At 66.6% G+C, this 23,373-nt stretch carries 28 protein-coding genes and 1 tRNA gene; 12 read left to right on the top strand and 17 right to left on the bottom strand.

Annotation, left to right across the window (positions count from 1 at the left end):
* Positions 1–2: 2 nt before the first annotated feature.
* Complete coding sequence (locus B7L05_RS08910) at positions 3–299, bottom strand: CcdB family protein (protein ID WP_085809922.1); 297 nt, start codon at positions 297–299, stop codon at positions 3–5.
* Complete coding sequence (locus B7L05_RS08905) at positions 299–544, bottom strand: type II toxin-antitoxin system CcdA family antitoxin (protein WP_085809921.1); 246 nt, start codon at positions 542–544, stop codon at positions 299–301. The genes B7L05_RS08910 and B7L05_RS08905 overlap by 1 nt, the downstream gene beginning before the upstream one ends.
* 52 nt (positions 545–596) lie before the next feature.
* On the opposite strand from B7L05_RS08905, the gene B7L05_RS08900 reads away from it, so the two are divergent.
* The 4 genes from B7L05_RS08900 (at position 597) to B7L05_RS08885 (ending at position 3,408) form a co-directional block, all read left to right on the top strand.
* Complete coding sequence (locus B7L05_RS08900) at positions 597–1,151, top strand: pyridoxamine 5'-phosphate oxidase family protein (RefSeq protein WP_085810082.1); 555 nt, start codon at positions 597–599, stop codon at positions 1,149–1,151.
* A gap of 95 nt (positions 1,152–1,246) precedes the next feature.
* The gene (locus tag B7L05_RS08895) at positions 1,247–1,447 is read left to right on the top strand and encodes a DUF2007 domain-containing protein (protein ID WP_085809920.1); all 201 of its coding nucleotides are present in this window, start codon (positions 1,247–1,249) and stop codon (positions 1,445–1,447) included.
* Positions 1,448–1,588: 141 nt separating this feature from the next.
* The gene (locus B7L05_RS08890) at positions 1,589–1,927 is read left to right on the top strand and encodes a P-II family nitrogen regulator (RefSeq protein ID WP_085809919.1); all 339 of its coding nucleotides are present in this window, start codon (positions 1,589–1,591) and stop codon (positions 1,925–1,927) included.
* A gap of 11 nt (positions 1,928–1,938) precedes the next feature.
* Positions 1,939–3,408, top strand: a complete 1,470-nt coding sequence (locus tag B7L05_RS08885) for an ammonium transporter (RefSeq protein WP_085809918.1) — start codon at positions 1,939–1,941, stop codon at positions 3,406–3,408.
* Positions 3,409–3,533: 125 nt separating this feature from the next.
* Here B7L05_RS08885 and B7L05_RS08880 read toward each other — a convergent pair whose 3' ends face one another.
* From B7L05_RS08880 to B7L05_RS08835, 10 genes are all read right to left on the bottom strand, one after another.
* Positions 3,534–4,856 (bottom strand): cystathionine gamma-synthase family protein, encoded by a 1,323-nt coding sequence (locus B7L05_RS08880; protein ID WP_085809917.1) that lies wholly within the window; start codon positions 4,854–4,856, stop codon positions 3,534–3,536.
* Between the two features lie 123 nt (positions 4,857–4,979).
* The gene (locus B7L05_RS08875) at positions 4,980–5,396 is read right to left on the bottom strand and encodes a hypothetical protein (protein ID WP_144037206.1); all 417 of its coding nucleotides are present in this window, start codon (positions 5,394–5,396) and stop codon (positions 4,980–4,982) included.
* Between the two features lie 38 nt (positions 5,397–5,434).
* Positions 5,435–6,172, bottom strand: a complete 738-nt coding sequence (gene gloB, locus B7L05_RS08870) for a hydroxyacylglutathione hydrolase (protein WP_085810080.1) — start codon at positions 6,170–6,172, stop codon at positions 5,435–5,437.
* Positions 6,156–6,596, bottom strand: a complete 441-nt coding sequence (locus B7L05_RS08865; RefSeq protein ID WP_218776001.1) for a VOC family protein — start codon at positions 6,594–6,596, stop codon at positions 6,156–6,158. Before B7L05_RS08865 ends, gloB begins: the two co-directional genes overlap by 17 nt.
* The gene (locus B7L05_RS08860) at positions 6,596–7,051 is read right to left on the bottom strand and encodes a VOC family protein (protein WP_085809915.1); all 456 of its coding nucleotides are present in this window, start codon (positions 7,049–7,051) and stop codon (positions 6,596–6,598) included. Before B7L05_RS08860 ends, B7L05_RS08865 begins: the two co-directional genes overlap by 1 nt.
* 13 nt (positions 7,052–7,064) lie before the next feature.
* On the bottom strand, positions 7,065–7,778 hold the full coding sequence (locus B7L05_RS08855; protein ID WP_085809914.1) for a tetratricopeptide repeat protein: 714 nt from the start codon (positions 7,776–7,778) through the stop codon (positions 7,065–7,067).
* Positions 7,775–8,533, bottom strand: coding sequence for an alpha/beta hydrolase (locus tag B7L05_RS08850; protein ID WP_085809913.1), 759 nt, complete (start codon positions 8,531–8,533; stop codon positions 7,775–7,777). Before B7L05_RS08850 ends, B7L05_RS08855 begins: the two co-directional genes overlap by 4 nt.
* Positions 8,534–8,593: 60 nt before the next feature.
* Entirely contained in the window at positions 8,594–9,136 is a 543-nt protein-coding gene (locus tag B7L05_RS08845) for a GNAT family N-acetyltransferase (RefSeq protein WP_085809912.1), read from the bottom strand.
* A 16-nt stretch (positions 9,137–9,152) separates the two neighbouring features.
* Positions 9,153–9,407 (bottom strand): DUF6356 family protein, encoded by a 255-nt coding sequence (locus B7L05_RS08840; protein WP_085809911.1) that lies wholly within the window; start codon positions 9,405–9,407, stop codon positions 9,153–9,155.
* Between the two features lie 22 nt (positions 9,408–9,429).
* Positions 9,430–10,839 (bottom strand): glutamate ligase domain-containing protein, encoded by a 1,410-nt coding sequence (locus tag B7L05_RS08835; RefSeq protein ID WP_085809910.1) that lies wholly within the window; start codon positions 10,837–10,839, stop codon positions 9,430–9,432.
* An 85-nt stretch (positions 10,840–10,924) separates the two neighbouring features.
* Between B7L05_RS08835 and B7L05_RS08830 the strand changes: the two genes are divergently transcribed.
* On the top strand, positions 10,925–11,752 hold the full coding sequence (locus B7L05_RS08830; protein WP_179187172.1) for an LD-carboxypeptidase: 828 nt from the start codon (positions 10,925–10,927) through the stop codon (positions 11,750–11,752).
* On the opposite strand, the gene B7L05_RS08825 is transcribed toward B7L05_RS08830, so the two are convergent.
* Positions 11,749–12,504 carry a folate-binding protein YgfZ gene (locus B7L05_RS08825; RefSeq protein ID WP_085809909.1) on the bottom strand — a complete coding sequence of 252 codons (756 nt, stop codon included), beginning with the start codon at positions 12,502–12,504 and terminating at the stop codon, positions 11,749–11,751. The genes B7L05_RS08830 and B7L05_RS08825 overlap by 4 nt on opposite strands.
* Before the next feature lie 63 nt (positions 12,505–12,567).
* Between B7L05_RS08825 and pyrC the strand changes: the two genes are divergently transcribed.
* Complete coding sequence (gene pyrC, locus B7L05_RS08820) at positions 12,568–13,605, top strand: dihydroorotase (RefSeq protein WP_085809908.1); 1,038 nt, start codon at positions 12,568–12,570, stop codon at positions 13,603–13,605.
* Between the two features lie 113 nt (positions 13,606–13,718).
* Here the strand turns inward: pyrC and B7L05_RS08815 are convergent, their stop codons facing one another.
* Positions 13,719–14,522 carry an EipA family protein gene (locus B7L05_RS08815; RefSeq protein ID WP_085809907.1) on the bottom strand — a complete coding sequence of 268 codons (804 nt, stop codon included), beginning with the start codon at positions 14,520–14,522 and terminating at the stop codon, positions 13,719–13,721.
* A 169-nt stretch (positions 14,523–14,691) separates the two neighbouring features.
* Here B7L05_RS08815 and B7L05_RS08810 point away from each other — a divergent pair.
* The 3 genes from B7L05_RS08810 (at position 14,692) to terL (ending at position 17,245) form a co-directional block, all read left to right on the top strand.
* Positions 14,692–14,781 (top strand) — tRNA-Ser (locus B7L05_RS08810).
* Positions 14,782–15,362: 581 nt separating this feature from the next.
* Positions 15,363–15,782 carry a DUF5681 domain-containing protein gene (locus B7L05_RS08805; protein WP_085809906.1) on the top strand — a complete coding sequence of 140 codons (420 nt, stop codon included), beginning with the start codon at positions 15,363–15,365 and terminating at the stop codon, positions 15,780–15,782.
* The gene (terL, locus tag B7L05_RS08800) at positions 15,779–17,245 is read left to right on the top strand and encodes a phage terminase large subunit (RefSeq protein WP_085809905.1); all 1,467 of its coding nucleotides are present in this window, start codon (positions 15,779–15,781) and stop codon (positions 17,243–17,245) included. The genes B7L05_RS08805 and terL overlap by 4 nt, the downstream gene beginning before the upstream one ends.
* A 22-nt stretch (positions 17,246–17,267) precedes the next feature.
* Here the strand turns inward: terL and B7L05_RS08795 are convergent, their stop codons facing one another.
* The gene (locus B7L05_RS08795) at positions 17,268–18,731 is read right to left on the bottom strand and encodes a DNA modification methylase (protein ID WP_179187171.1); all 1,464 of its coding nucleotides are present in this window, start codon (positions 18,729–18,731) and stop codon (positions 17,268–17,270) included.
* Positions 18,732–18,913: 182 nt separating this feature from the next.
* Positions 18,914–19,570, bottom strand: a complete 657-nt coding sequence (locus B7L05_RS08790; RefSeq protein WP_144037205.1) for a hypothetical protein — start codon at positions 19,568–19,570, stop codon at positions 18,914–18,916.
* A 69-nt stretch (positions 19,571–19,639) separates the two neighbouring features.
* Between B7L05_RS08790 and B7L05_RS08785 the strand changes: the two genes are divergently transcribed.
* From B7L05_RS08785 to B7L05_RS08775, 3 genes are read left to right on the top strand one after another with little or no spacing between them, the layout of a single operon-like run.
* Positions 19,640–19,843: a helix-turn-helix domain-containing protein gene (locus tag B7L05_RS08785; RefSeq protein ID WP_085809902.1), complete on the top strand. Its 204-nt coding sequence runs from the start codon at positions 19,640–19,642 to the stop codon at positions 19,841–19,843.
* A 50-nt stretch (positions 19,844–19,893) separates the two neighbouring features.
* Complete coding sequence (locus B7L05_RS08780) at positions 19,894–20,091, top strand: hypothetical protein (protein ID WP_085809901.1); 198 nt, start codon at positions 19,894–19,896, stop codon at positions 20,089–20,091.
* A 38-nt stretch (positions 20,092–20,129) separates the two neighbouring features.
* The gene (locus B7L05_RS08775; protein WP_144037204.1) at positions 20,130–20,906 is read left to right on the top strand and encodes a S1/P1 nuclease; all 777 of its coding nucleotides are present in this window, start codon (positions 20,130–20,132) and stop codon (positions 20,904–20,906) included.
* A gap of 651 nt (positions 20,907–21,557) precedes the next feature.
* On the opposite strand, the gene B7L05_RS16920 is transcribed toward B7L05_RS08775, so the two are convergent.
* The gene (locus B7L05_RS16920) at positions 21,558–23,132 is read right to left on the bottom strand and encodes a lipopolysaccharide biosynthesis protein (RefSeq protein ID WP_179187170.1); all 1,575 of its coding nucleotides are present in this window, start codon (positions 23,130–23,132) and stop codon (positions 21,558–21,560) included.
* Positions 23,133–23,373: the final 241 nt, after the last annotated feature.

Here is a 23,373-nt window from a genome sequence, read left to right as displayed (position 1 = left end):
GCTCAGTAGCGGCCGATCAGTAGATCGAGGGCGCGGCCGATCTCATATTCATGCTCGACGAACGAGCTGACGGGATGCCGTAATATTTTGGCGGGGATCGCCGCGGCGAAGTGGGTCAGCATCACCATTTCCCGACCGTCCAGCACGAAGCGCGGATTGAGCCGCTGGTCGCTGGCGTCGTGCGCCTGTGCGTTGCGGAGCGGGACGACGAACCGGCTGTTGAGCGCCGAAAGCATGTCCGACTGGCAATCGAGCAGATATTCGCCCTCGCCGTCGGGATAGACGTCGAACTTAGCCATCAGAAGAGACGGAGCTTGTCGAGCGGCAGCCCGTTCTGCTCGACCCACGCGTTGTTCGCGTCGATCCAAGCACGATGATCATGTTGCCACCGTAGCTCCTGCGCTTTCCGGGCAGCCTCCCTGATTGCCGTCTCGCTGACCTTGGAAAGATTGACGCCCGCCTCGCGCGCTGCCGCGATCACTCCGGCGTCGATCGACAGGTTGACCGATTTGCGCTTGCTGCCGGTGACGCGATCATGTTTCATGCGCAAAAGCTATGCGCACCTGCAGTGCGCGTCAACGCGCGGAGCATCGATCATGGCCGAGTTCTTTCCCGCCCTCACCCCCGCGCATCGCGATTTCGTCGCGCGTCAGCCGGTTTTCTTCGTCGCGACCGCCGCGGCGGGGGTGCGGATCAACCTCAGCCCCAAGGGGATGGACAGTTTCCGCATCCTCGACGAGCGTACCGTTGCCTATCTCGACGTGGCGGGATCGGGGAACGAGACTAATGCGCACCTGCTCGCCGACGGGCGGATCACGATCATGTTCTGCGCCTTCGACCAACCGGCGCTGATCTTTCGCATCTACGGCCACGGTCGCGCGGTGCTGCCGCAGGATGCCGAGTGGCAAGATTTGCACGCGCAGTTCACGCCGCTGCCCGGCACGCGGCAGATCTTCGTCGTCGCGATCGACGAGGTGCAAACGTCGTGCGGCTGGGGCGTGCCACAGATGACGCTCGATCATCCGCGTGAGACGCTCAACAAGTACAACGCCAAATATTCGGACGACGAACGCCTCGCCTATTGGCGCGGGCATGAGGGGGTGAGCATTGACGGGCTGCCGACGCGCGTGCCCGACGCCCTGCCTGCCTGATCGCCGGGGCCTGCCTGAATGCCGACGATTGCCGATGCGCCATCGCCGCGCGCCGTGCGTTGCGCCCTCATGCCCCGTAACCTGCTGATCGCATCATGAGCCTGGTCGAACTCGGGCGGTACGACCGCAACCTCGCCAACATTATCGTCGCGCGACTCGACAGCGAGGGGATCGACGCGATTGCCTTCGATGGAGCCACCTCAATCGTCGAGGGGAGCTGGCTGCTCATCCCGGTGCGCGTGATGGTCGACGAGGGTGATTTGCCGGCCGCACGGGCGATCGTCGACGCTGCTTAAATTTAAGGCAGTTTCCCGCGGCTGCACAAAAACTAACGTGTCTTAACCTTTTTCCGCGCCGCTGCGGCTGCTGACAGCGGCGGCGTGCGGGTTGGCACGGGCATTGCAAAGCATCCTTGCGGGTAACGCGAAGGGGGCGCGATGAAACTGATCATTGCCATCATCAAGCCATTCAAGCTCGACGAGGTGCGCGAGGCGCTGACCGCGATCGGCGTGGCGGGGATGACGGTCAGCGAGGTCAAGGGTTTCGGTCGCCAGAAGGGGCAGACCGAAATCTACCGCGGGGCCGAATACAGCACCAACATGGTGCCCAAGATCAAGATCGAGGTCGTCTGCGCGGCGAACCTCGCGGACCGGGTGGTCGAGGCGATCCAGTCCTCCGCCAACACCGGCGCGATCGGCGACGGCAAGATCTTCGTCCTCGACGTGGGCCAGGCGGTGCGCATCCGCACCGGCGAAACCGACGACACGGCGCTTTGAGAGGGGTGGGTATGAAGCTTAGCAATATCGCGGGCGCTGCCCGCATCGCGGCCGGGACGGGGGCGGCGCTGTTCGCCGCGCTGCCCGCGTGGGCGCAGGACGCCGCGGGCAACGTCGCCGATGCCGCAGCACCCGCCGCCGCGGCCGCGGCGCCGTTCGTTCCGACTGCCGAGATGGTCAACAAGGGCGATGTCGCCTGGATGCTCGTCGCGTCGGCCTTTGTGCTGATGATGTCGGTGCCCGCACTGGCGCTGTTCTACGGCGGGCTGGTGCGCACCAAGAACATGCTGTCGGTGCTGATGCAGGTGCTGACGATCGTGTGCGTCGCAGCGCTGGTGTGGTTCGGCTGGGGCTATTCGATGGCCTTCACCTCCACTGGCACGCCGTTCCCCAAGCTGTTCGGCGGGCTCGACAAGGCGTTCCTCGCGGGCGTCTCGCCATCGACGTATGCCGCCACCTTCTCCAACGGCGTCTACCTGCCCGAATATGTCTTCGTCATCTTCCAAATGACGTTCGCGTGCATCACCCCGGCGCTGATCGTCGGCGCGTTCGCGGAGCGGGTGAAGTTCACGCCGCTGATCCTGTTCGTCGTCGGCTGGCTGACGCTCGCCTATTTCCCGCTCGCGCACATGGTGTGGTATTGGGCCGGACCGGACTTCCTGCCGGCAGCGCCCGACGACAGCGGGCTGCTGTGGGGCTGGGGCGCGCTCGACTTCGCGGGCGGCACCGTGGTGCACATCAACGCCGGCATCGCCGGGCTGGTCGGCTGCATCATCATCGGCCCGCGCCGCGGCTACAAGGCCGAGCCGATGCCGCCGCACTCGCTGACGATGACGATGATCGGCGCGTCGCTGCTGTGGATCGGCTGGTTCGGCTTCAATGCGGGCTCCGGGCTCGAGGCGAATGCGTTCGGCGCGCTGGCCTTCATCAACACCTTCACCGCCACCGCCGCCGCCGGCGTCACCTGGGCGGTGATCGAGCAGGTGGTGCACAAGAAGCCGTCGCTGCTCGGCGCCGCCTCGGGCGTCGTCGCCGGGCTCGTCGCGATTACTCCGGCTGCGGGCTTCGCCCATCCGGGCACCGCGATCATCCTGGGCGCGGTCGCCTCGGGCGTGTGCTTCGTCTTCGTCACCACCGTGAAGAACGCGCTGAAGTACGACGACACGCTCGACGTGTTCGGCATCCACTGCGTCGGCGGCATCGTCGGTGCGATCGGCACCGGCATCGTCGCGGACCCCGCGCTCGGCGGCCAGGGCTGGATCGACTATACCGCGCCCGTCGCCAAGGCCGGCGTCTACGATCTCGGCGGTCAGGTGATGACGCAGATCTGGGCGGTCGGCACCACCGTGCTGTGGACAGGCGTCGTCAGCGCCGTCCTGTTCCTCGCGCTCAAGGCCACGATCGGCCTGCGACCCTCCGCCGAAGTCGAAGCCGAGGGCCTCGACATCAACGAGCACGGCGAGCGCGCCTACAATTATTGACCCGATCGGGTGCCGGCCGCGGCCGGCGCCCCACGATGTTCCTCCTGCGGACGCACTAAGGCCCGGTACGAAAGTACCGGGCCCTTTTTTGTCGCTCAGGCCGGGATCGCTTAGGCCGGGATCGCTCAGGCTGGGATCGCGTCGAGCGCCTGCGCGAAGTCGGCAATCAGATCGTCGGCATCCTCGACCCCGATCGAGATCCGCACGAGATTGTCGGTGATGCCCAGCGCCGCCTTGCGCGCGTCCGCCACCGACAGATGCGTCATCGCCGCTGGATGGCTTGCGAGCGTCTCGGTACCGCCCAGGCTGACCGCGAGCTTGGCGATCTTGAGCGCATCGAGGAACGCGAACGCCTCCGCCTCGCCGCCCTTCAGATACAGTGAGAAGGTCGATCCCGCGCCGCTGCAGTGGCGGCGATAGATATCCGCCTGCCGCTTGTCCTCGCCCCGCTCGAGAAAGCCGAGATAGCCGACCTTCTCCACCTTGGGATGCGCGGCGAGGAACTCGCATACCTTGACGGCATTTTCACCCGCGCGGCTCATCCGCAGTTCGAGCGTCTCGAGGCTGCGCAGCAGCATCCAGGCGGTGTTGGGATCGCAGATCGTGCCGATCGTGTTGCGCATCAGCCGGATGGTGTTGATGTGCTCCTTCGACCCAAGCACGCCGCCGGCGACGAGATCGCTGTGCCCACCGGCATATTTGGTGAGGCTGTAGACGACGATGTCCGCACCGTGGCGCAGCGGCTTGTGCCACAGCGGCCCGAGGAACGTGTTGTCGATCGCGATCGGCGGCTTGTTTTCGCCGGTGAAGATCGCGTCGCGGCTGGCCGCCACCGCCTCTACGTCGACCAGTGCGTTGGTTGGGTTGGCGGGGCTTTCGAGGTAGATCAGCGCGACGTTGCCGGTCGCCGCCTCGGTCAGCACCGCGTCGATCTCCGCACGCGTTGCGCCGGCGGGGAAATCGAGCCACTTCACGCCGAACTTGCCCAGAATGCGCGCGATCAGCGTCTCGGTCGCGGCGTAGAGCGGGCCCGAATGCACGATCGTGTCGCCCGGCTTGGTCATCGACAGGAACAGGGTGGCGATCGCCGACATGCCGCTAGAGAAGGTGAGCGCGTCCTCCGCATCTTCCCACACGCCGAGGCGGTCCTCAAGGATCTCCTGATTGGGGCCGTTGAAGCGCGAGTAGACGAGCCCCTCGGCGCCGCCCGGCCGCTTGCCCGTCACGCCTTCGAAATGGCGCTTGCCGGCAGCGGCATTGGGAAAGACGAACGTCGAGGTGAGGAAGATCGGCGGCTTGAGCGAGCCTTCGGACAGCGCGGGATCGAAGCCGTGCCCCATCATCAGCGTGGCTGGCTTGAGCTTGCGGCCGCCGATCTGCTCGACTTCCGCCTTGGGCGACACGCGCGGTTCGACGCCGGTCAGATCGGCTTCGGTTGGGTTGGGCATGGTGCACTCCGATTGATCGTCCGCCTCACGGGGCGGCAATCGCAGCGGCCTAGCACCAAGTCCCGCCCCGGGCGATGCGGGCCGGGATCGTAGGAGGCGGGTCCGGCGGGGACGGGGACGCCGTCAGCGCTTGGTATAGGGGGTGAACCGCCCGATCGCGCAACTGCCCGTCGGGAAGCCGACGGTGCGATCGACCGTCTGCGCGATATCGCCCTGGCACAGCCGCGTGCCGAACTGCCGCGTCACCAGCACGTCGCCGCGCGCCACGCCCTCACACCCGCCGGCGGTGTTGCTGACAAAGATCGTGTTGCGGTTCTGGCGGTAGATCAGCTGGCGGCCGACCGCGCGGAGCGACCCGTCGTTGCGGCGCGTGTCGATACAATCGACATCGGGTTGCGGCGTCAGTCGGGCGAGATCGCTGGCGACGCGCGCCTGCTCGCGCGCGAGCGGCCCGGGGCGGCTGTCGGTCGCGGTCGCAGCGGTCATCGCCGCACCGCCGGCTAGCGCGGGAATAGCAAAGTAGATCAACATCTTGCGCATCGTCGTCACTCCTGCCCCGCCATGGTCAATATAAGCGGTCAGCCGCGAAAAACATCCTTCGCCTGGCGTCGCTCGGCGAGCTCCTCGACGCTGCGCGCGCGCAGGAACGGGTTGGTGGCGAGCTCGGCGCCGATCGTCGTCGGCACGGTCGGTTCGCCCGCCGCGCGGCGCGCCTCGACCTCCACCATCCGCTCCCGGATCGCAGCGTTGTCGGGCTCGGCGACCAGTGCGTAGCGGCCGTTCGACAGCGTGTACTCGTGCCCGCAGTAGACGCGCGTTTCGGGCGGCAGCGCGGCGTAGCGCTGCATGTTGCCGAACATGTCGGACGGCGTGCCTTCGAACAGGCGGCCGCAGCCCATCGCGAACAGCGTGTCGCCGGTGAAGATCGCCCCGTCGCCAGCGAAGTGGAACGCGATATGCCCCTGCGTGTGGCCGGGCACGGTCATCACAGCGGCGACGTGATCGCCGAGCGTCGCGCTGTCGCCCTCGCCCAGCCCGACGTCGAGCTGCCCGATCTTGCCGCGTTCCGCCTCAGGGCCGACGACCCGCGCGCCGGTCGCCGCGACGATCGCCGCGTTGCCGCCGACGTGATCGGGGTGCCAGTGCGTGTTCCACACCTCGCCGATCGCCAAGCCGCGTGCCGCCGCGGCATCGAGCAGCGGCTGCGCCTCACCCGGATCGAGCGCCATCGTCGTCCCGCTGCCGGGATCGTGCACTAGCCAGGCGTAATTGTCACTGAGAACGGGGACACGGACGATCTCAAGTGGCGATGGCATCATAGCCCCTTTCGTTGAACTGGATCAGGCAGAAACCGTGGCCGAACGGGTCGGCGAAGCTGGCGATGCGGCCATAGGCAGCCTCGCGAATCCCGCCCTCGTCGCGCGCGCCCGCCGCGATCGCCGCGGCGCGTGCGCGGTCGAGATCGTCGACCGCGACGTCGAGGTGGACCGGGGTCCAGTGGCGGCGATAGTCGCGTTGCGCCGGCGACTGGTCGCTCGCACGGCTGCCGTCGTCCATCTCGAGCAGGTAGATCGGCGCATCCAGCCCGACGAGCTCGAGCACGCCGGGCGCGAGCCGCCGTGCCGGGGCAAGGCCGAACACGCCGCAGTAGAAGGCCTGCGCCCGCGCCAGGTCGGGAACGTCGATGTTGACGATCAACCGTCCCGTCCCCGTCGACATTGCGGGCGCGGGCGCCGCCATCACCAGCTGCCGGTGTTGGGCATCGAGGCCCAGGGCTCCTGCGGCGGCTTGCGGCCGTTCAATTGCAGCAGCTCGATCGAGATGCCGTCGGGCGTCTTGACGAACGCCATGTGCCCGTCGCGCGGCGGACGGTGGACGGTGTACCCTGCGTCGAGCACCGCCTGGCACGTCGCGTAGATATCGTCGCAATCATAGGCGAGGTGCCCGAAATTGCGGCCGCCGGTATATTCCTCGGGCGCGCTGCCGTCCTCGGGCGGCCAGTTGTAGGTCAGCTCCACCTCGGCGCGCCCGCGCTCGCCCGGGCCGTTCATGTCGTCGGGGCTGGCGAGAAAGATCAGCGTGAAGCGCCCCGCCTCGCTCTCGGTGCGGCGGACTTCCTTGAGGCCGAGCACCTCGAAGAAGCGGATCGTCTTTTCCGGATCGGCGACCCGGATCATGGTGTGGAGATAGCGCATTGGTCCTCCGTGGTTACTTGGTCGCGGCTGCGGCGAATTGCGTCAACGCGCGAGCCGCGGATTGGCCCGCCGGTCGATCGGGGGCGATCCGCGCCGCCGCCTGCCACGCGGCGCGAGCACCCGCCTCGTCGCCTGCCAGCGCGGCGATGTTGCCGGCCTCAAGCTGCACCTGCGCGTCGTCGGGCGAGCGACGCAGCGCTTCCGCAATATGGTTCTTCGCCAGCGTCATGTCGCCGGTGCGCCGCGCGAGCGTCGCGGAGAGGAGCCAAGCGAGCGGATCGTCGGCCGCATCGACCAGCGCAAGGTCGAGGTCAGCGCGTGCCGCCTTGGTATCGCCCGCGGCGACGAGCGCGCGCGCGCGATCGAGCGCCGCCTCGCCGCGCTCCAGCCCATCGAGCGTGCCCGCCGCCAGCGCCGCGTCGAGCGCCGCGCGCGCCTTTGCCGGGTTCTGCCCCGCGAGCCACGCATTGCCGGCCTGCGCCCAATAGCGGGCAGCGTTGCCGTCGCGCTTCAGCTCGGCGGCCTTGGCGGCCTCCTCGAAGGCGGGGGCGGCGTCGGCAAAGCGCTGCTGCGCGACGAGCGCGAGACCAAGGCAGGCGCGCCCGTCGACGCTGCGGTTCGTGGCCGCGCGCCGTTCCGCCGCGATGGCGTCGGTCGAAATCAGCGCGGCGCAGCTCTCACCCGGCGGCAGCGCCGCGGCTTGCAGGGCGAGCGCGATCAGCATCATGGCAATACCTCCTCCACCGTGCGGATCAGCAGCGCGAGATCGGCGTCGCGCGACAGGCGGTGGTCCCCGTCCTTGACGAGCGTCAGCTGAACGTCGCCGGTACGCAGCAGTTCAGCGAGCCGTATCGACTGCGCCCAAGGCACGTCGGGATCGCGCTGGCCGTGGAGCAGCCGCACGGGGCAGTCGATCGCGATCGGGCCGTGCATCACGCGGCTCGCCTCGCCCGCCTGCCAGAAGCGGCGGGTGTAGACGGTGGGGGCGGGGCCGTAGGGATTGGGCCGCTCTAGTCGCCCATGCTGGAGGATGTAGAGCTTCTCGTCCTGGCTGAAGCCCCAGTCGGTGAAATCGGGCGCGGGCGCGATGCCGACAAGCGCCGTGACGCGATCCGGCCGGGCGAGCGCGGCGAGCAGCATGATCCACCCGCCCATCGACGAGCCGACGAGCACGACCGGCCCCGTCACCGCCTGATCGATCATCGCCAGCGCATCGTCGCGCCAGTCGGCGAGCGACTGGTCCTCGAACTTGCCCTCACTCGCGCCGCAGCCGGCATAGTCGAAACGCAGGAAGGCGCGGCCGCTCGCCTTCGCCCAGCGCTCGAGCGCGAGCGCCTTGGTGCCTTCCATGTCGGAGGCATAGCCGGGCAGGAAGACGATCGTCGGCCCGGCGCCTTCGGTGAGATGATAGGCGAGGCGAGGGCGGGCTTGGGGGCGAGCTTGGGGGCGGGGCGCGCTGGCGGCGCGAGGGGCGTCGGTCATCGACGCGCGATGTAGGGGAGCGGGCGCGGTGGCGAAACCCCGGCGAGCGGTTGAGTAACGTCAGGCGAGGCCGTCGGGATGGCTGGCTAGGCCGATCGCTCGCGTCATCCACCGGGCGTGCGGGCCGTAGCCGGCGACCTTGGCGGCAAGCGCGGGGCTGGTCGGCGCCTGCGCGAAGCCCATCCCGGCCCAGAAGGCGCTCGCCCCCTCGACCGCGATCAGTTCCGCCGCCGTGATCCCGTCGGCCGTCGCGGCAGCGATGCCCTGCGCCACCAGCGCGCGGCCGATACCCGTGCCGCGTTCCGCTGACGCGACCGCCAGGTCATGGATGAACAGCACGTCGCGCGCGCCGTCGTCGATCAGAGCGGCGCCGACCGGCGGGGGCGCTTCACGCTGCCAGCCGTGCGCGAGGAGATATCCCGCGAGCACGCCGTCGATATGCGCCGCAAAGCAGTAGCTCGCACCGAGCGCGAGGCGGCTGGCGAAGGCAGTCGCCGGCTCGCGCAGGAAAGCGGGATAGGTTGCGTCCTGGATCGCCACCGCCGCGGCGAGATCGGTGGCTGCGAGCGGACGGATTTCGATCGATCGTGCCGCGCCGCTCATCACCGCGCGCCCACGCTCAGATGACGTATTCGACCGTCTTGAGCTGCGTTTCGGCGTCGCGCTTCGCCGTCCGCTTGGCGACCATCTCGGCGTGGAGCGTCGCGATCGTGCGGCTGCCGGTCGATTTGCAGGCGAAGGGCAGGATGCCGTGGACCAGCGCGCCGAGCCCACCCGCCACCATCCGCACGCCGAAGCGCGACGCGACGCCGAGATGCTCGACGTAGCTCTCGCCGACCGAGGCGGGGTGGTCGAGGAACAGGCGGCGGATCATCGGTGCGCTCCTTGGTGGCTGGTCATGCGACCTTATCACGTGCGGCGAGCTGCGCCACCATCTCCGCGGCGAGCAGCGGCAGCGTATCGTCGCGCGCGCCCATCACCACGATGCGATCGCCGCTGCGCGCCTGAGCGGTGAGATGCGCGGCGGCGGCGGCGCGATCGGGGACGTGGCGCGCGGCAGCGCCCGCCGCTGCGACGTCGGCGACGATATCGGCGCTCGTCACCTCGCGTGAGACCGTGCCGCCCTGGTAAACGGGATCGGGGAGGACGAGCAGGTCGTCGCGATCGAGCCCGCGGACGAAGGTGTCGACGAGCTCGCGCCGCATCGCCTTCAAGGGCCCGTAGCCGTGCGGCTGGAACAGCACGAGGAGCCGGCCGGGAAAGGCGTGCAGCGTCGCCAGCGTCGCGGCGATCTTGTCCGGATTGTGCCCGAAATCGTCGATCACCGCGACGCCGCCCGCCGTGCCGACGAGATCGAAGCGGCGCTTCAGCCCGGTGTAAGCGGCGAGGGCGGCGATCGCCGCATCGAACGGCACGCCCGCGGCGAGCGCGGCCCCGATCGCGGCAAGCGCGTTCGACACGTTGTGCCGCCCGGGCACCTGCAGCCGCACGCGCGCGTCGCGCAGCGTGAAGGCGATCGCGAACGGTTCCTCGGCGATGTCGCGCGCGACGAGATCGGCGTCGCCGCCGAGCGAGAAGGTCGTCACCCGGTCACGCGGCAGTTGCATCGCGAGCGCGGCGGCATCGGGATTGTCGACGTTAACGATCGCCATCCCCGCCGCGGCGATGAAGGCGGCGAACAGCGCGTTCAGTTCGTCAAGCGACTTGTGGTCGAGGCTGACGTTGTTGAGCACCGCGATCTGCGGGCGGTAGAGCGCGATCGATCCATCGCTCTCGTCCACTTCGCTAACATAGGCGTCGCCGCTGCCGACGAGCGCGCTGGCGAAAGGGCGATCGGCGCGCGCGAAATCCTTCATCACCGCGCCGTTCATCACCGTGGGATCGCGGCCCGCATCGTGGAGGATGCGCGCAATCATGCCGGTGACGGTCGATTTGCCGCTGGTCCCCGCGACACCGATCGGCACTCGGCTGGCATTGAACAGCGCGGCATTGAGCTCGGCGCGCGTCATGCGGCGGCAGCCGAGTCGGTCGGCGGCGACGATATCCGCGACGCTCGCCTCAACCGCCGCGGAGGCGACGACGATCTGGTCGGGCGAGACGATGCCGCTGCCGTCCTGTGGGAACAGCGCGACGCCTTTGGTCGCGAGATCGTCGAACTTCGCGGGCACGCGCCCCTGATCGAGCCCGCGATCCGAGCCGGCGACGATCGCCCCGCGCCCGGCGAGGATCATCGCCAGCGGCATCATCCCCGAGCCGCCGACCCCGACGAAGAAGAAGCGGGCGTTCGCGATGTTGCCGTCGTGCATGGCGGCGCGCTATCGCCGCGGGCGGGATCGGGCAAGGTGAAGGCGCCGGAACAGATGACAAAGGCGCCAGCATGAGCATCGCAGCGTGAAGATCGGCATCGTCGCGCCGGCGAACACCGCCAACCCCGACATGGTCGCGCCGCTGACCGCGCTTGCCGCGATCGCCTATCCCGAGGTCGAGCTCGTCTTCCATCCGCAATGCTGGGAGAATGACGGGCATTTTGCCGGCCGCGATGCGCGGCGCGCGGCGGCGTTCCTCGAATTCGCCAACGATGCCGCATTCGGCGCGATCTGGTTCGCGCGTGGCGGCTACGGATCGAACCGGATCCTGGCGCGCGTGATGCCGCAGCTCAACGCCGCGGCGCGCGCCAAGAAATACGTCGGCTATTCGGATATGGGGTTCCTGCTCGGCGCGCTCTATGCTCGGCGGATCGGGCAGGTGGCGCACGGACCGATGCCGATCGATATCATGCGCCGCTCGGGCGGCGGCGATGCGACGGTGGCGCGTGCATTGGGCTGGATCGCGCGCGGCGAGCGGCAGGGGCTCGAGCCGGGCCTCGGCAAGCGGCCGGCGGCGGCGTTCAACCTCGCGATCCTCGGCGCGCTGATCGGGACACCGTGGCTGCCCGACCTAACCGACCACGAGTTGCTGATCGAGGAAGTGTCCGAGCCGCTGTACAACGTCGACCGGCTGTTGTTCACGATGGCCAACGCGACGCAGCTGCGCGGCATCGCCGGCGTGCGGCTCGGCGCCGTGACCGACGTCAAGGACAACACGCCGCGCTGGGGCGAGACACTGGCGGTGATGATCGCGCGGTGGTGCGCCGACATGGGTGTGCCCTATTTGGGGCCGGCGGAGATCGGGCACACGCAGACGAACCGCGTCGTGCCCTTCGGGATGATCGCGGGTTAATCAGCCGGTTGTTCGGTCGCCAGCGCCGCTTCGAGCCACGCCGGGTGCAGCGCATCGCCGAGCGATTCGACGCGGCGATGCTCCACCATCAGCCCGAGATCGGGATAGCGCGCGCGCGTCCGCGGGCCGGCTTCGGCGAGCGGCGCGACGACCAGCCGGCGATTGACCGTCGAGCGATAGTTCATCCGCGCGGTATTCTCCTGCCCGACGTAGCAGCCCTTCGCGAAGCTGACGCCGCCCAGCTCGCGCGCGTTGCATTCGAGCCATAGCGTCTCGCCGCTGCCGAGCTCGGCCACGCCCTCGGTGACGCCGAGCGACAGGCGATGCGCGTGCCAGCCCGCCGCCGGGGCGCCCGCGGGGGCGATCCAGCGCCGCCCGAGCTCGGCAAGGCGTGGATCGGGCACGCCGGAGTCCCCGCCGGGCGACCAGTGCACCGCCAGCGTATCGTCGCGCGCGATGGTGATCGGGCGGCGCAGGCGATAGAGCGTCAGCCGCTTGGCGAGTGCGTCTGCCTGATTCCCTTCGGCATCGAGTAGCAGATCGTCGCTGTCGGCCCAGACGATGAAGTCGAACAGCGCCTTGCCCTGCGGTGACAGCAGCGCCGCCCACACCGGCAGCGGCCCGGCGACGTCGTTGGTGACGAGCCCCTGGAGGAAGCCGCGCACGTCCTCGCCCGACAGGCGGATCAGCGCGCGATCGGCCAGCGTCGTCGTGGGTGTCTCGGCAGGCGGGGCAGGGGCGGCATCGGTCATCCCGCCAAGCTAGGCGCGCGGTCGTCATTCACAAGCCGGCGGGTGCCGGCTATCGCGCGTGGCATGACCGAGCGCCTCACGATCCGCCGCCCCGACGATTGGCACGTCCACCTGCGCGACGGCGCGATGCTGCAGGCGGTGGCCGCGCATACCGCGCGCCAGTTCGCCCGCGCGATCATCATGCCCAATCTCACCCCTCCGGTGACCGACGCGGCGGCGGCGCGCGCCTATCGCGATCGGATCGTCGCGGCGCTGCCCGCTGGCTGCGACTTCACCCCGCTGATGACCTGCTATCTTACCGACGGCGCCGACGCGGACGCGATCGCCGTGGGCCATGCCGAGGGCGTGTTCACCGCGTGCAAGCTCTATCCCGCGCACGCGACGACCAATTCCGCGCATGGCGTGACCGGTATCTTCGCGCTTGCCCCCGTGCTCGAGCGGATGCAGGCGATCGGCATGCCGCTGCTGATCCACGGCGAGGTGACCGATCGCGACGTCGACATCTTCGATCGCGAGGCGGTGTTCATCGATCGCACGTTGCAGCGGCTGGTGCGCGACTTTCCCGCGCTCCGGATCGTGCTCGAGCATATCACCACCGCCGATGCGGCGGATTACGTGACCGCCGCGCCCGACACCGTGGCTGCGACGATTACGCCGCAGCACCTCATCATCAACCGCAACGCGATCTTCGACGGCGGCCTGCGCCCGCACGCCTATTGCCTGCCGGTGGCGAAGCGCGAGCGCCACCGCCTCGCCGTGCGCGCCGCGGCGGTATCGGGCTCGCCCAAGTTCTTCCTCGGGACCGACAGCGCGCCGCACGTGGTGGGCGCAAAGGAATCGGGCTGTGGATGCGCGGGCATCTTCAACGCGCCGTTCGCGCTCGAAAGCTACCTGTCGGTGTTCGAGGCGGAAGGCGCGCTCGACCGGTTCGAGGGGTTCGCGAGTGAGCACGGCGCGCGCTTCTACGGCCTGCCGCTTAATACGGGGACGGTGACGCTGGAGCGGGTGGCGACGCCGGTACCCGCGCTGGTGGGCGAGGGCGATACCGCGGTTGTGCCGTTCCATGCCGGCGAGACGCTGGAGTGGCAGTTGGTCGCTTAGGAGCGGGTAGGCGGGCACGCGCCGTGGTGAAGCCGCGTCGTCGAACGGGCGCCGGGCGCCCGCCGGCCGGGCTTGCGCGAGTTAGCGCCGACGCGGCGCTTGCCGCGCTTCGCCTAGAACGGCAGCCAGGTCGATTTGGGCGTGAACTTCATGTAGCCGACGTTGACGCCCGCACGGTAGCCCACGCCGAGCCGCACCGGGATCAGCACCACATTGCCGCGCCGCAGATACGTCGCGGCGAACCCGCCGATGAAATAGAGCCGCCCCTCCGCCGCCGGGAAGCGGCGGAACAGCTCGGCGGTGTCGTAGAGGTTGTAGACGAGGACAAAGACCTTGTTGGCATCGCCGCCGACATCGAAGCCCACTGAAGGCCCGGTCCAGTAGACGGGCATCTGCCCCTCCACCTTGTGCGTCATGATCCCCGATCCGTAGCGCAGCCCGACGACGAACGCGCCCGCCGCCTCGCGTCCGGCGATATAGGCGTTGGGCTCACCCTGCTCGCTCAGGATCTTCTCGATGATCGAGGCGAAGCCTTCAGCGCCCTTGCCGAACACGCCCTCGCCCGCGCCGATCAGATCGTCGCGCTTGAAGGTGGTGGCGGCCTGCGTCGTCGCCTCGGCGCGCTGTTCCTGCGCCGGCGTGCGCTCGCTCTGCTGCGCGGGGGCGGTGGGCGCCGGCGGGCGGGTCGCGTCAGGCGCGCTGTCGTCCGTATAGGTCGGCTCGCGATAGGTCGGCGCTGTCGCCCGCGGCGGGGGCGTCATTGCGCGGGGCTGCGGTGTGCGCGGCGGCGGGGCCACACGCGTGCCCTGCAGGTCGCCGTCGATCGTCTGGTTTGGATCGATCGTGCGCACCTGCGCCGGTGCCGCTCCGCCCAGCATCGTCGCGACCAGCCCCAGGGCGACCATCAACTTGCGCATCACTCGAAAACTCCCCCGGGCGCACCCCGTTCGCCTATCTTAACCGTAGCATGGCTGTCACGGCAATGAACGCGTGCGACGGCGCGCATGGGCGGCGCGCCGATCCGAACCGGGGCGGCGGTGTTGATCGCCCCGAAAGACGCCGCTATAGCCGCGCCTCTGCCGGCCCGGAGACGTGGGTGAGTGGCTGAAACCAACGCTTTGCTAAAGCGTCGTACGGGAAACTGTACCGAGGGTTCGAATCCCTCCGTCTCCGCCAGTCAGTCTAAGAACATCTGCTATTTATCGTTCTCTGCAGCTGAAAGCGCGCAGTTCTGCGCCTTTTTCGTCGCCATGCAGTACCGCAGAGAACCCACTTCACCCCTGAATCGCCAAAAAACGTGAGCCGATTCTCCGGAGAAAGTGCCGGTGGTACGGTTGTGAAATGCTGCCGCTTTCACTTCCGACGATTGGCGAGCATCTATCCCGATTTAAAACGCCGGATAACGGGAAAAGCGTTGTCTGGTCGTTCGCGAACGCACTTCGCGGAGGGTGTCGAACCTCACTAATAGCTTCTCGGAGCGCGACGTTTCCCGGCAGAGCTAAACGGGAAAAGCCGAAAAGAAACGGGAAAGCGGCCTGAAATTACTGCCGGCTCTCTTGACCTACCGTGCGGGCGGTTGTTTGTAGCGTATGGCTTTCAAGGCCCGTGACCATCAGTGTGACGGGCGAGGCTTTGCCTCCTTGGAATGCAGGTACCCACATCGTTGACGGTAACTGACCAAGGGGGACGTATGTCCAGCAGGGGCAGCCGGCGGAGCCGGCAGGTAATGACAGCTACGAGCATGGGAGGCGCATTCCATGCCGGTTAGGTTCAACAGCGAGGGCAGCCGCAGCACGGTGCCGGACGCGCCAGCGGACGTGCCGCTCGAAACGCTCGGCTATGAGGTCGGGAAGAACAAGCCGCCGGTGCACAGCCGGTTCAAACCGGGTGGCCGCGGTGGACCGGGGCGGCCGAAGGGCGCGAAGGACCGCAAGACGCTGCTGCGCGAAGCGCTCGACACGCCGCGGCCGGTGACGCTCGGCGGTCGCAAGTGCCGCAAGACGCCGACCGAGATTGGTTATCACCAGCTCGCCACCAAGGTCGCCAGCGGCGATCTCAAAGCGCTGGTGATAGCCGAGGCGCTGCGCGACCGCCTGCTGAACGACGAAGATCGCGTAGCGGTGGTGGTCGAACCGCTGAGCGCGGCCGAGCTCGCCATCCTGAGGCGCCGGTCGTGACTGAAGATCCCAACAGCGCCCGCGCAGCGATGCGCGCGCGGGTGTACGAGTACGCCCGCAAAAGCCTTATCGACTATATGCAGCTCATCTTCAGCGAGGCGGTGCCGTCGGGTGAGTTCCTGCCCGCCAACCACACCAAGCTCCTCGCGCGTACCTTTGAGCGGGTGGCCTCGGGCGAGGTGAAGCGGCTGCTCGTCGCCATCCCGCCGCGCTTCGGCAAATCGTTCGCGGGCTCCGTGGCACTGCCGACGTGGCTGCTTGGCCGTGACCCGTCGCTCAAGATCATCTGCGCCTCCTATGGCGACGAATTGTCGCGCGACTTTGCAGTGCAGAGCCGCAAGATCATGCAGTCGCCGCTCTACCGTGCGCTGTTTCCCAAGACGCAGATCGCCGCCGATGGCGGCGCGCTGCATCGGCTCGAGACGACGGCGGGTGGCTATCGCCGCGCAACCTCGGTCGACGGCTCGGTCACCGGCAAGGGCGCCGACATCATCATCGTCGATGATCCGCTCAAGGCAAAGGACGCGGTCGTGTCGGAAGCTGCGCGCAACGAGGCGCATGGCTGGATCACCAACACGCTGATGTCGCGGTTCGACAAGCCCGCCGACGGCCGGATGATCGTCATCTCGCAGCGGCTGCACACCGAGGATCTCATCGGCAAGCTGCGCGACGACGGTGGATGGACCATGCTGTCTGTACCGGCAGAAGCCTTGAAGCCGATGAGCTTCGACATCGGCGAGAAAGAGCGCTGGCAACTCGAGCCGGGTGACCTCCTCTATCCCGAGCGCTTCGACCATGCAGCGCTCGAGCAGCTCAAGCTCGACCTTGGCGAGGCGGCCTATGCCGCGCAGATCCTCCAGGACCCAAAGGCGCTCGGCGGCAATATCTTCAAGCTGAAGGACTTCCGCCCCATCCCCGAGGTGAAGCTCCCCTACGATTATTTCGAAGCCAAGTATCAGAGCTGGGACACCGCCATCAGCGAGGAAGCGACGGCCGCCTGGTCGGTCTGCACGACGTGGGGCGTTCGCGGAAAGAGCTTCGTGCTGCTCGATGTCTTTCGCGAGCGGCTGAGCTATCCCCAGCTCCTCAAAGCGGTGCGGGCGCAATATGCCAAGCACAAGCCCAAAACGGTCATCGTCGAGAAGGCGTCGAGCGGCATCGCGCTAATTCAGCAGTTAAGTCAGGAGGGCGTTACCTGGTTGGAATGGATGCCGCCCAAGGGCTCGAAGATCGAGCGTGCGATGCACCAGGCGCCCAAGATCGAAGCCGGACGCGTCTTCTATGTCGCTGACCAGCCGTGGGAGGCTACCTTCTTCAACGAGATCGCGGCGTTTCCGATGGGCCGCAACGACCAAGTCGATTCAATGACGCAGTTCCTGCGCGCGTTTGATCTTGGGCGTAACCACCAAGCCTTCTGGGAACTCAGCTACTGGAAGGAAGAGCGGGAGAAGCAGGGCTATTAGCCCTGCTTCGCCTGGCTTCCGCTCACCGCTTCCCTGGCACAGGCTCGCGCTCGCGCGCGGTGTCGGCGAAGCTGCTGCTGGTAGCAGCGAGCAATGCCGTCCCCCCGTTCGCCGCTTCCCAGCGCCGCACGATGAGGTCGCAGTAGCGCGGTTCGTATTCGATGACGCGCGCGCGCCGCTTGGTGCGCTCGGCGGCAATCAGCGTGCTCCCGGATCCGCCGAAGGCGTCGATGACGATGTCGCCCGGGTCGGTTACGTCTAGCATCGCGTCGACGAGCAGCTGCACCGGCTTCGAGGTCGGATGTTCTTTCAGGAACGCGCGCGCGTCGCTGCCGGCGGTACCAGCACCTGGCGCGAACCAGACGTTGGAGCGGTTGCGACCGCGCTTGCCGAGCTGGATCCGGTTCTTGTGCTCGCCGTGCGTCTTGAACATCGCGACGAGCTCGTGCTGTGAGCGGTAGAGGCTGCCGCGGCCGGCATTGGCCTTGACCCAGGTGATGATGTTGAGGAGCTCGAGCCCTGTGCCGCGACCGGCTCGCAGCAGCAGCTCGATCTGCCGCCAGTCCATGAACGCGAAGACCACCGCGCCCTTGACCAGCACCGGCAGCGCTGCACTGATGAAGCCAGTGAGAAAGGCTGCGAACTCATCATCGCTCATCTCGCCGGAGGCAAAGGCGAACTCGGCGTGCTGCGTCGAGACGATGTCGCTGACGGCGATATTGTACGGCGGGTCGGTGAGAATGAGCTGCGCCTGTTCCCCCGGCATCAGCACATCGTAGTTCGTCGCCTCACGCGCGTCGCCGCACAGGAGGCGGTGGTCGCCCAGGATCCACAGGTCACCTGCACGGGTAACCGCAGGCCCCTCGGCGATATCGACGGTCTCCTCATCATCCGCTTGCTCCTCGACCATGATCTGGTCGAGCTCGACCGCATCGAAGCCGAGCAGCTCGATGGGCTGCTCCTCGATCAGCAGCTCTTCGATCTCGACGCGCAGCGCATCCATGTCCCAGCTGCGGCGCTGCCCGAGCCGGTTGAGCGCGAGCCGCAGCGCACGCTCCTCGCTGCGGCTGTGGTTGGCAAGGAGGATACAGGGCACCTGCTCGAGCCCGAGCCAGCGCGCGCCCTCGAGCCTCAGCTCACCATCGACGATGGTGCGGCCATCGCGTCCGATGACGATAGGCTGGACGAAGCCGAACGCCGAGAGATGATTACCCATCTCCATCACGTCGCCTGCGTCGTATTTGCGCGTGCGGCGGGTGGGCGCGATGAGCTCGGTGACAGACCGCATGACAATAACGAGCTCGGGCACGAGGTCGTTGCGGCGTATCACGGTTTCTGCCCGCCGCTCATGGGCGCCGACCCGCTTCTCGCGCGCCGCGCGGGCACGCGACGTGTGGGCGACCGCCTCCTTCAGCGTATCGCCGAGCATTCCCGACTGCCGCTTGCCGCCGCGCTTTGCCGGCGTTGCGGTCTCAACATTCGTCATCGTCATTCTCCCACAGTGAACACCGACGCCAGCGCAGGTGTTGCCGTGAGAATGACGAGCAGCCGGACCACGCACGCGGACAGGCTGCTCGACAACCGAGCAACACCTGCCCTCCTTGGCGTGGTGGTCTGATCAACAGACGCCTACTATCGTGAAGCGTCCGTTTGGGGTGTCAATAGTCGTCAGTGGATGACGCAGGCATCGGCGTCGGGCGAGACGTACATCCAGCCAACCTGCTGCTCGGCCGCCCGGGCAGCGCAATAGTCGACATCCTTCGCGCGCATCCGCTCGCGTGCATCGCTCGCGACATCGATGACCATCATCACCGGCGTCATCGCATGGCCGCGATGCTCGATCTCCTCGCGGTGAGCGGCGAGCTTGGCGATGTCGCGGACGATTTCGGCGACCGACAAACGACCATTGGCACGTTCCGACGCTTTGACCTCAATGGCCATCAGCATGTTGGCGATGGTCGCTTCCGCGTTACGGCGCTGCCAGTTCCCCGCGACCTCGGGCTTGAAGAGCACGATATCGGGCACCGGCTCGAAGCCGCCGCGAAAAGCCTCTTTCTTCTTCTGGTCCCACGCCTGGAACAGCGAGGATATCGGCGCATCGATCCACTGTTTGACGTTCATGCCCATTTGCCGGGCGGGAACGCCCGCCTGGCGCAGGCAGTGATACGCAACCGCCTGATAGTGCAGCTCGCCGCCAAGCTGCTCGCGTGTCTCCGCCACGATCTGCGGCCAGGCGCGTACCACCAGTTGCTTTGCTTGCGTCACGTCCATCTCATCCCTCCTGTCGACGATGAGTCTCGGGAGGTGACACACGCTCTGCTGCAACTGACAGTCAACTCGAATGTCACTGATCGTCTGTAGATCGATGAGATACGGGCGCGTCTTTGGCGGGTTGTGGAAATCCGTAGCCGCCTTGCCCGCAACGTCCGCCGCCTGCGCGAGGCAAAGGGCTGGAGCCAGGAGGATTACGCCGACCGTGCCGGCATCCACCGCACCTATGTCAGCGACATCGAACGTGCCAAGCGCAACCCGACGATAACGGTGGTCGAGAAGCTTGCTGTTCCACTCGAGGTTACTGCCAGCGAGCTTCTCGCCTGACGCTGAAAGCTGCGGGTCGACTTCAGCGGTGACCTCGGCATCGTGTCGCTATGAACGCCAACGATGAGGATCTGGTCGAGCAGCTGCTGGCGCGGGTGGCGGCGTTGCTCGAGGATGCGAGCGCTGTCGCGGTGCTGCAGGGTCAAGGCACCGTTTCGGAGCGCGTGACTAGCGTTGCCGCCGCGATAGATCAGGCGCGTCGGCTGGCGGAGGCCGCCGCAACGTTATCGCAGCCTGGCGTCACATAGCTGGTTCCGGTTCAGCTTTGGCGGGCTACTGGCCCGGCATGCTGATCCGCTCGCTTCTCACCGCTGCTGCTATCCTGGCCGCGAGTCCCGCGCTCGCCTGGGGCCCAAACGGCCACCGCATCACCGGCGCCATCGCCGACGAGAATCTCAGTGGCCTCGCGCGGGCGAATATCGCGCTGCTCATCGGCAATGAGACGCTTGCCGAAGCGTCGACCTACCCCGACGAGCAAAAGTCGAACCCGGAACCGTTCTGGCAGAAGACAGCCAGCCCGTGGCATTACGTTACCGTCGCCTCGGGCATTACGTATAAGCCGAGCATGGCGCCGCCGGAGGGTGACGCGATGACCGCGCTCACGAAGTTCACCGCGACGCTTCGGGATCCCAAGGCACCTATCAAGGACCGGCGGGTTGCTTTGCGGTTCATTGTCCACATCATCGGTGACCTGCACCAACCGCTTCACGTCGGCCGCGGCAACGACCGGGGTGGCAATGAGACGCCAGTCTCGTTCTTCAACCGTCCCACCAATCTACACTCGCTGTGGGATACAGGGCTAATCGACAACGAGAAGCTGTCGTACAGCGAGTACGCGCGCTTTCTGTCGCGCACGATAACGCCTCGCGACATCGTTACGTGGAGCGACGTACGTCCAGCCACGTGGATGACCGAAAGCATCAAACTTCGCGAGGCAATCTACCCCGCAGATCCAAAGCTTAGCTGGGGATACGCTTATCAGCAGCACGATGCGCTCGAAGGGCGCCTCAAGCGGGCAGGTATTCGTATTGCAGCTTATTTGAACTGGGTGTTTGCTACGTAAGTCACCAGTGTTTTCGCATTCGTGGCGGCGTTTAGCTATGGGTTATCGCTATTCACTCAAACGGATACAATCGCGGCCCCGCGAAACATAGATCGCTGGTGACCGCCGTTTGACAAACCTGACCGCAAAAAAACGGTACGGAGAAGCGTACAAAACATTCTAGTTTATATCTCCTTGCCACCCAGTCATAAAATCGTAAATTCCGCCTCAGCTGCCGCCGTAGAACGACCCGGTTCTGCGCGTTTTTTGGCCAAATTGACCGTGATAATCATCCTCCGTGGATAGGGCGTCTAGATCGCTGCTGATGCAGAAGGGATGGACGTATGCAGCGCTTCGGAGCAGGGGTCGTCCATCCCATCACGCCAGAGGACGTCAATGGGAAATCTAAGTTACCGCGCCAGCGCAACCAGCGGCAGGGGATGCCGAATCGATAGCGGCTTTGTGCTCGGCAACATACCGGCCTTCTTGAAAGCACCGGCCGGAAAATTTTTCTCGCAGCGTCCTGTCGCATTTCAAGGCAGCCAGACTCGGTCTTGAACGCGGGCCTGTGCTTTCGGCGGGGTCGCTCGCTCATCTTGTGTCCTGCGCGCAGCATGGCCGCTAGCATATCGGCAATTCGCTCTTCCCCCCTGTCAATATTTGCTTAAGCGATCACTGTTTTGTCCTCTTGAATCTGCGACTGAAAAATCGCGCTTGCGGCAGCAACAGGACAATTCCGATGCCGAACACCGTAGCTCCTAGAATAACTGCGGCTATTAGCCCCAGCGCGGTGGACGGTACCGGCAAGGCGAGCACTGCAAAGCACATTGCCGCTGATACGATCAGAATACGCGCGAAATCACCGAGTGGAGCATGAAAGCCGAAGCGGACGCGTGAAAGTACGAAGCTGGCGGTAAGCGTGCACAGGCCGGAAATCATTGGTCCAAGAGCCGCTCCCGTTATCCCCATCACTTTAAGACCTACCCAAACCGACGGCGCCGCAATCAAGATGTCGATCACAGCAATCCAAGTGGCATAGCGAGGCTTCAAGCAAATGAGAAATACTTGATCCGAGGTATGGGCCCGCAGATAGCGGAACAACCCCCCAATCGTGGCTAACGGCAGCACGGTATAGGTGATGGCGCGATATTTCTCGTCTACCAGAACGTCCACCACTAACTGGTTGACGCCCAATAATCCAAACGCGACCGGCATAACCGCCAGGGCCACCAGCACCATGTTCTGGCGCAGTTGCTGGAAAGCTGCGTCAATCCCCTCCTCCTCCATTCGCTTGACGACCAGCGGATAGGCGCCCGCCGTCACTAACGTCACTGCGAAGGACGAGGCGCGCAGCCCTAGGCTGTAGCCAACCGCGAACGCACCCATCGCTGCAAGGCCCAGCGTGCCGCTGACGATGAAACGCGGGAGGTTGAGCGCCAATGTCGCCAGCAGCGTCGCCATCATCACCGAGCCGCCGAAGATGATCGCGGTTCGGAAGATCGCGCGATCGATGCGTGGCCCCCGCTTCAGGAAGTCACTCATCGCGATCGCGGCGCCGAGCCCGACGAGCTGCGCCAAAACGAATCCCGCGAACACTGCGTTGGGCGATGAGCCGTAGCGCCACAGCAGCGGCACGCCAACGAGGAACCCGAACACCGGGCCGCAGATCTGGATCAGGCTGTAGAGCCCGATCTGCGCATTGGCGCGCGCGCGGTCGGCAAGATAGTTGCTGATCGAGCGCGTTACCATGAACGTGGTGACGAGAACGAGCAGCAACAGCGGCGCGCGTGCATCACCTGCCTGCCTCAAGAGCACGGGGGTGATGACTAGCGTCTGAGCGAGCGTGGAGAGCAGCACGGCCGCCGTCTCCGAGCGTAGGAAATCGACCCGCCGGTCGCCGTCGTCGAAGCTGCGCAGGAAACGCAGCGTGTAACGTTGCCACCAGCCAAAGAAGAGAGCGAAGCACACCTCCTGCGACGCGATCACCAGTGTCACGATGCCGAGATCAGTCGGCGACATAAGGTGCGTCCAAACCAGGATCGAGGCGAACTGGATCACCGGCGCCAGCACCTGCGCGGGCAGGTACAGCAACGTCTGGCGCATCACCGACGCGCCGGTGCCAGCGCGGGCGGATGATGACCCGGCAGCGGGCGGGGGGACGGGCGCGGCCATTGTCAGGCGGAACCAATCGCCGATGATGCCGCCGCTGCCGGTACCGATGTCCACGCCGCGGGCATTGCTCGCCACCCCGTCGCCAGCCCTGTAGACGGAATCGCCGCGACCGTCACGGCGCCTGTCCGTCCGCCGTTTGCCACCAGCTCGCCTCGCATGCCGTCTCACTCCCGAGGCCGCCACGAACCATAAGCGCAAAGGCCTGGATGCCCGCGTGCCCGATACCCCGGCCCCGATGCGGCGCGATAGCCAGCCGGGGCAGTGCGCACCAGCGGTTTTGGACGACGCAGCATGTCTACAGCCAGCGTGCCACTCG

The sequence above is a fragment of the Sphingomonas sp. TZW2008 genome, assembly GCF_002117915.1.
Classification (GTDB): Bacteria; Pseudomonadota; Alphaproteobacteria; order Sphingomonadales; family Sphingomonadaceae; genus Sphingomonas.
Note: the sequence above shows the minus strand (reverse complement) of the source record. Positions and strands in the feature narration are given on the sequence as shown.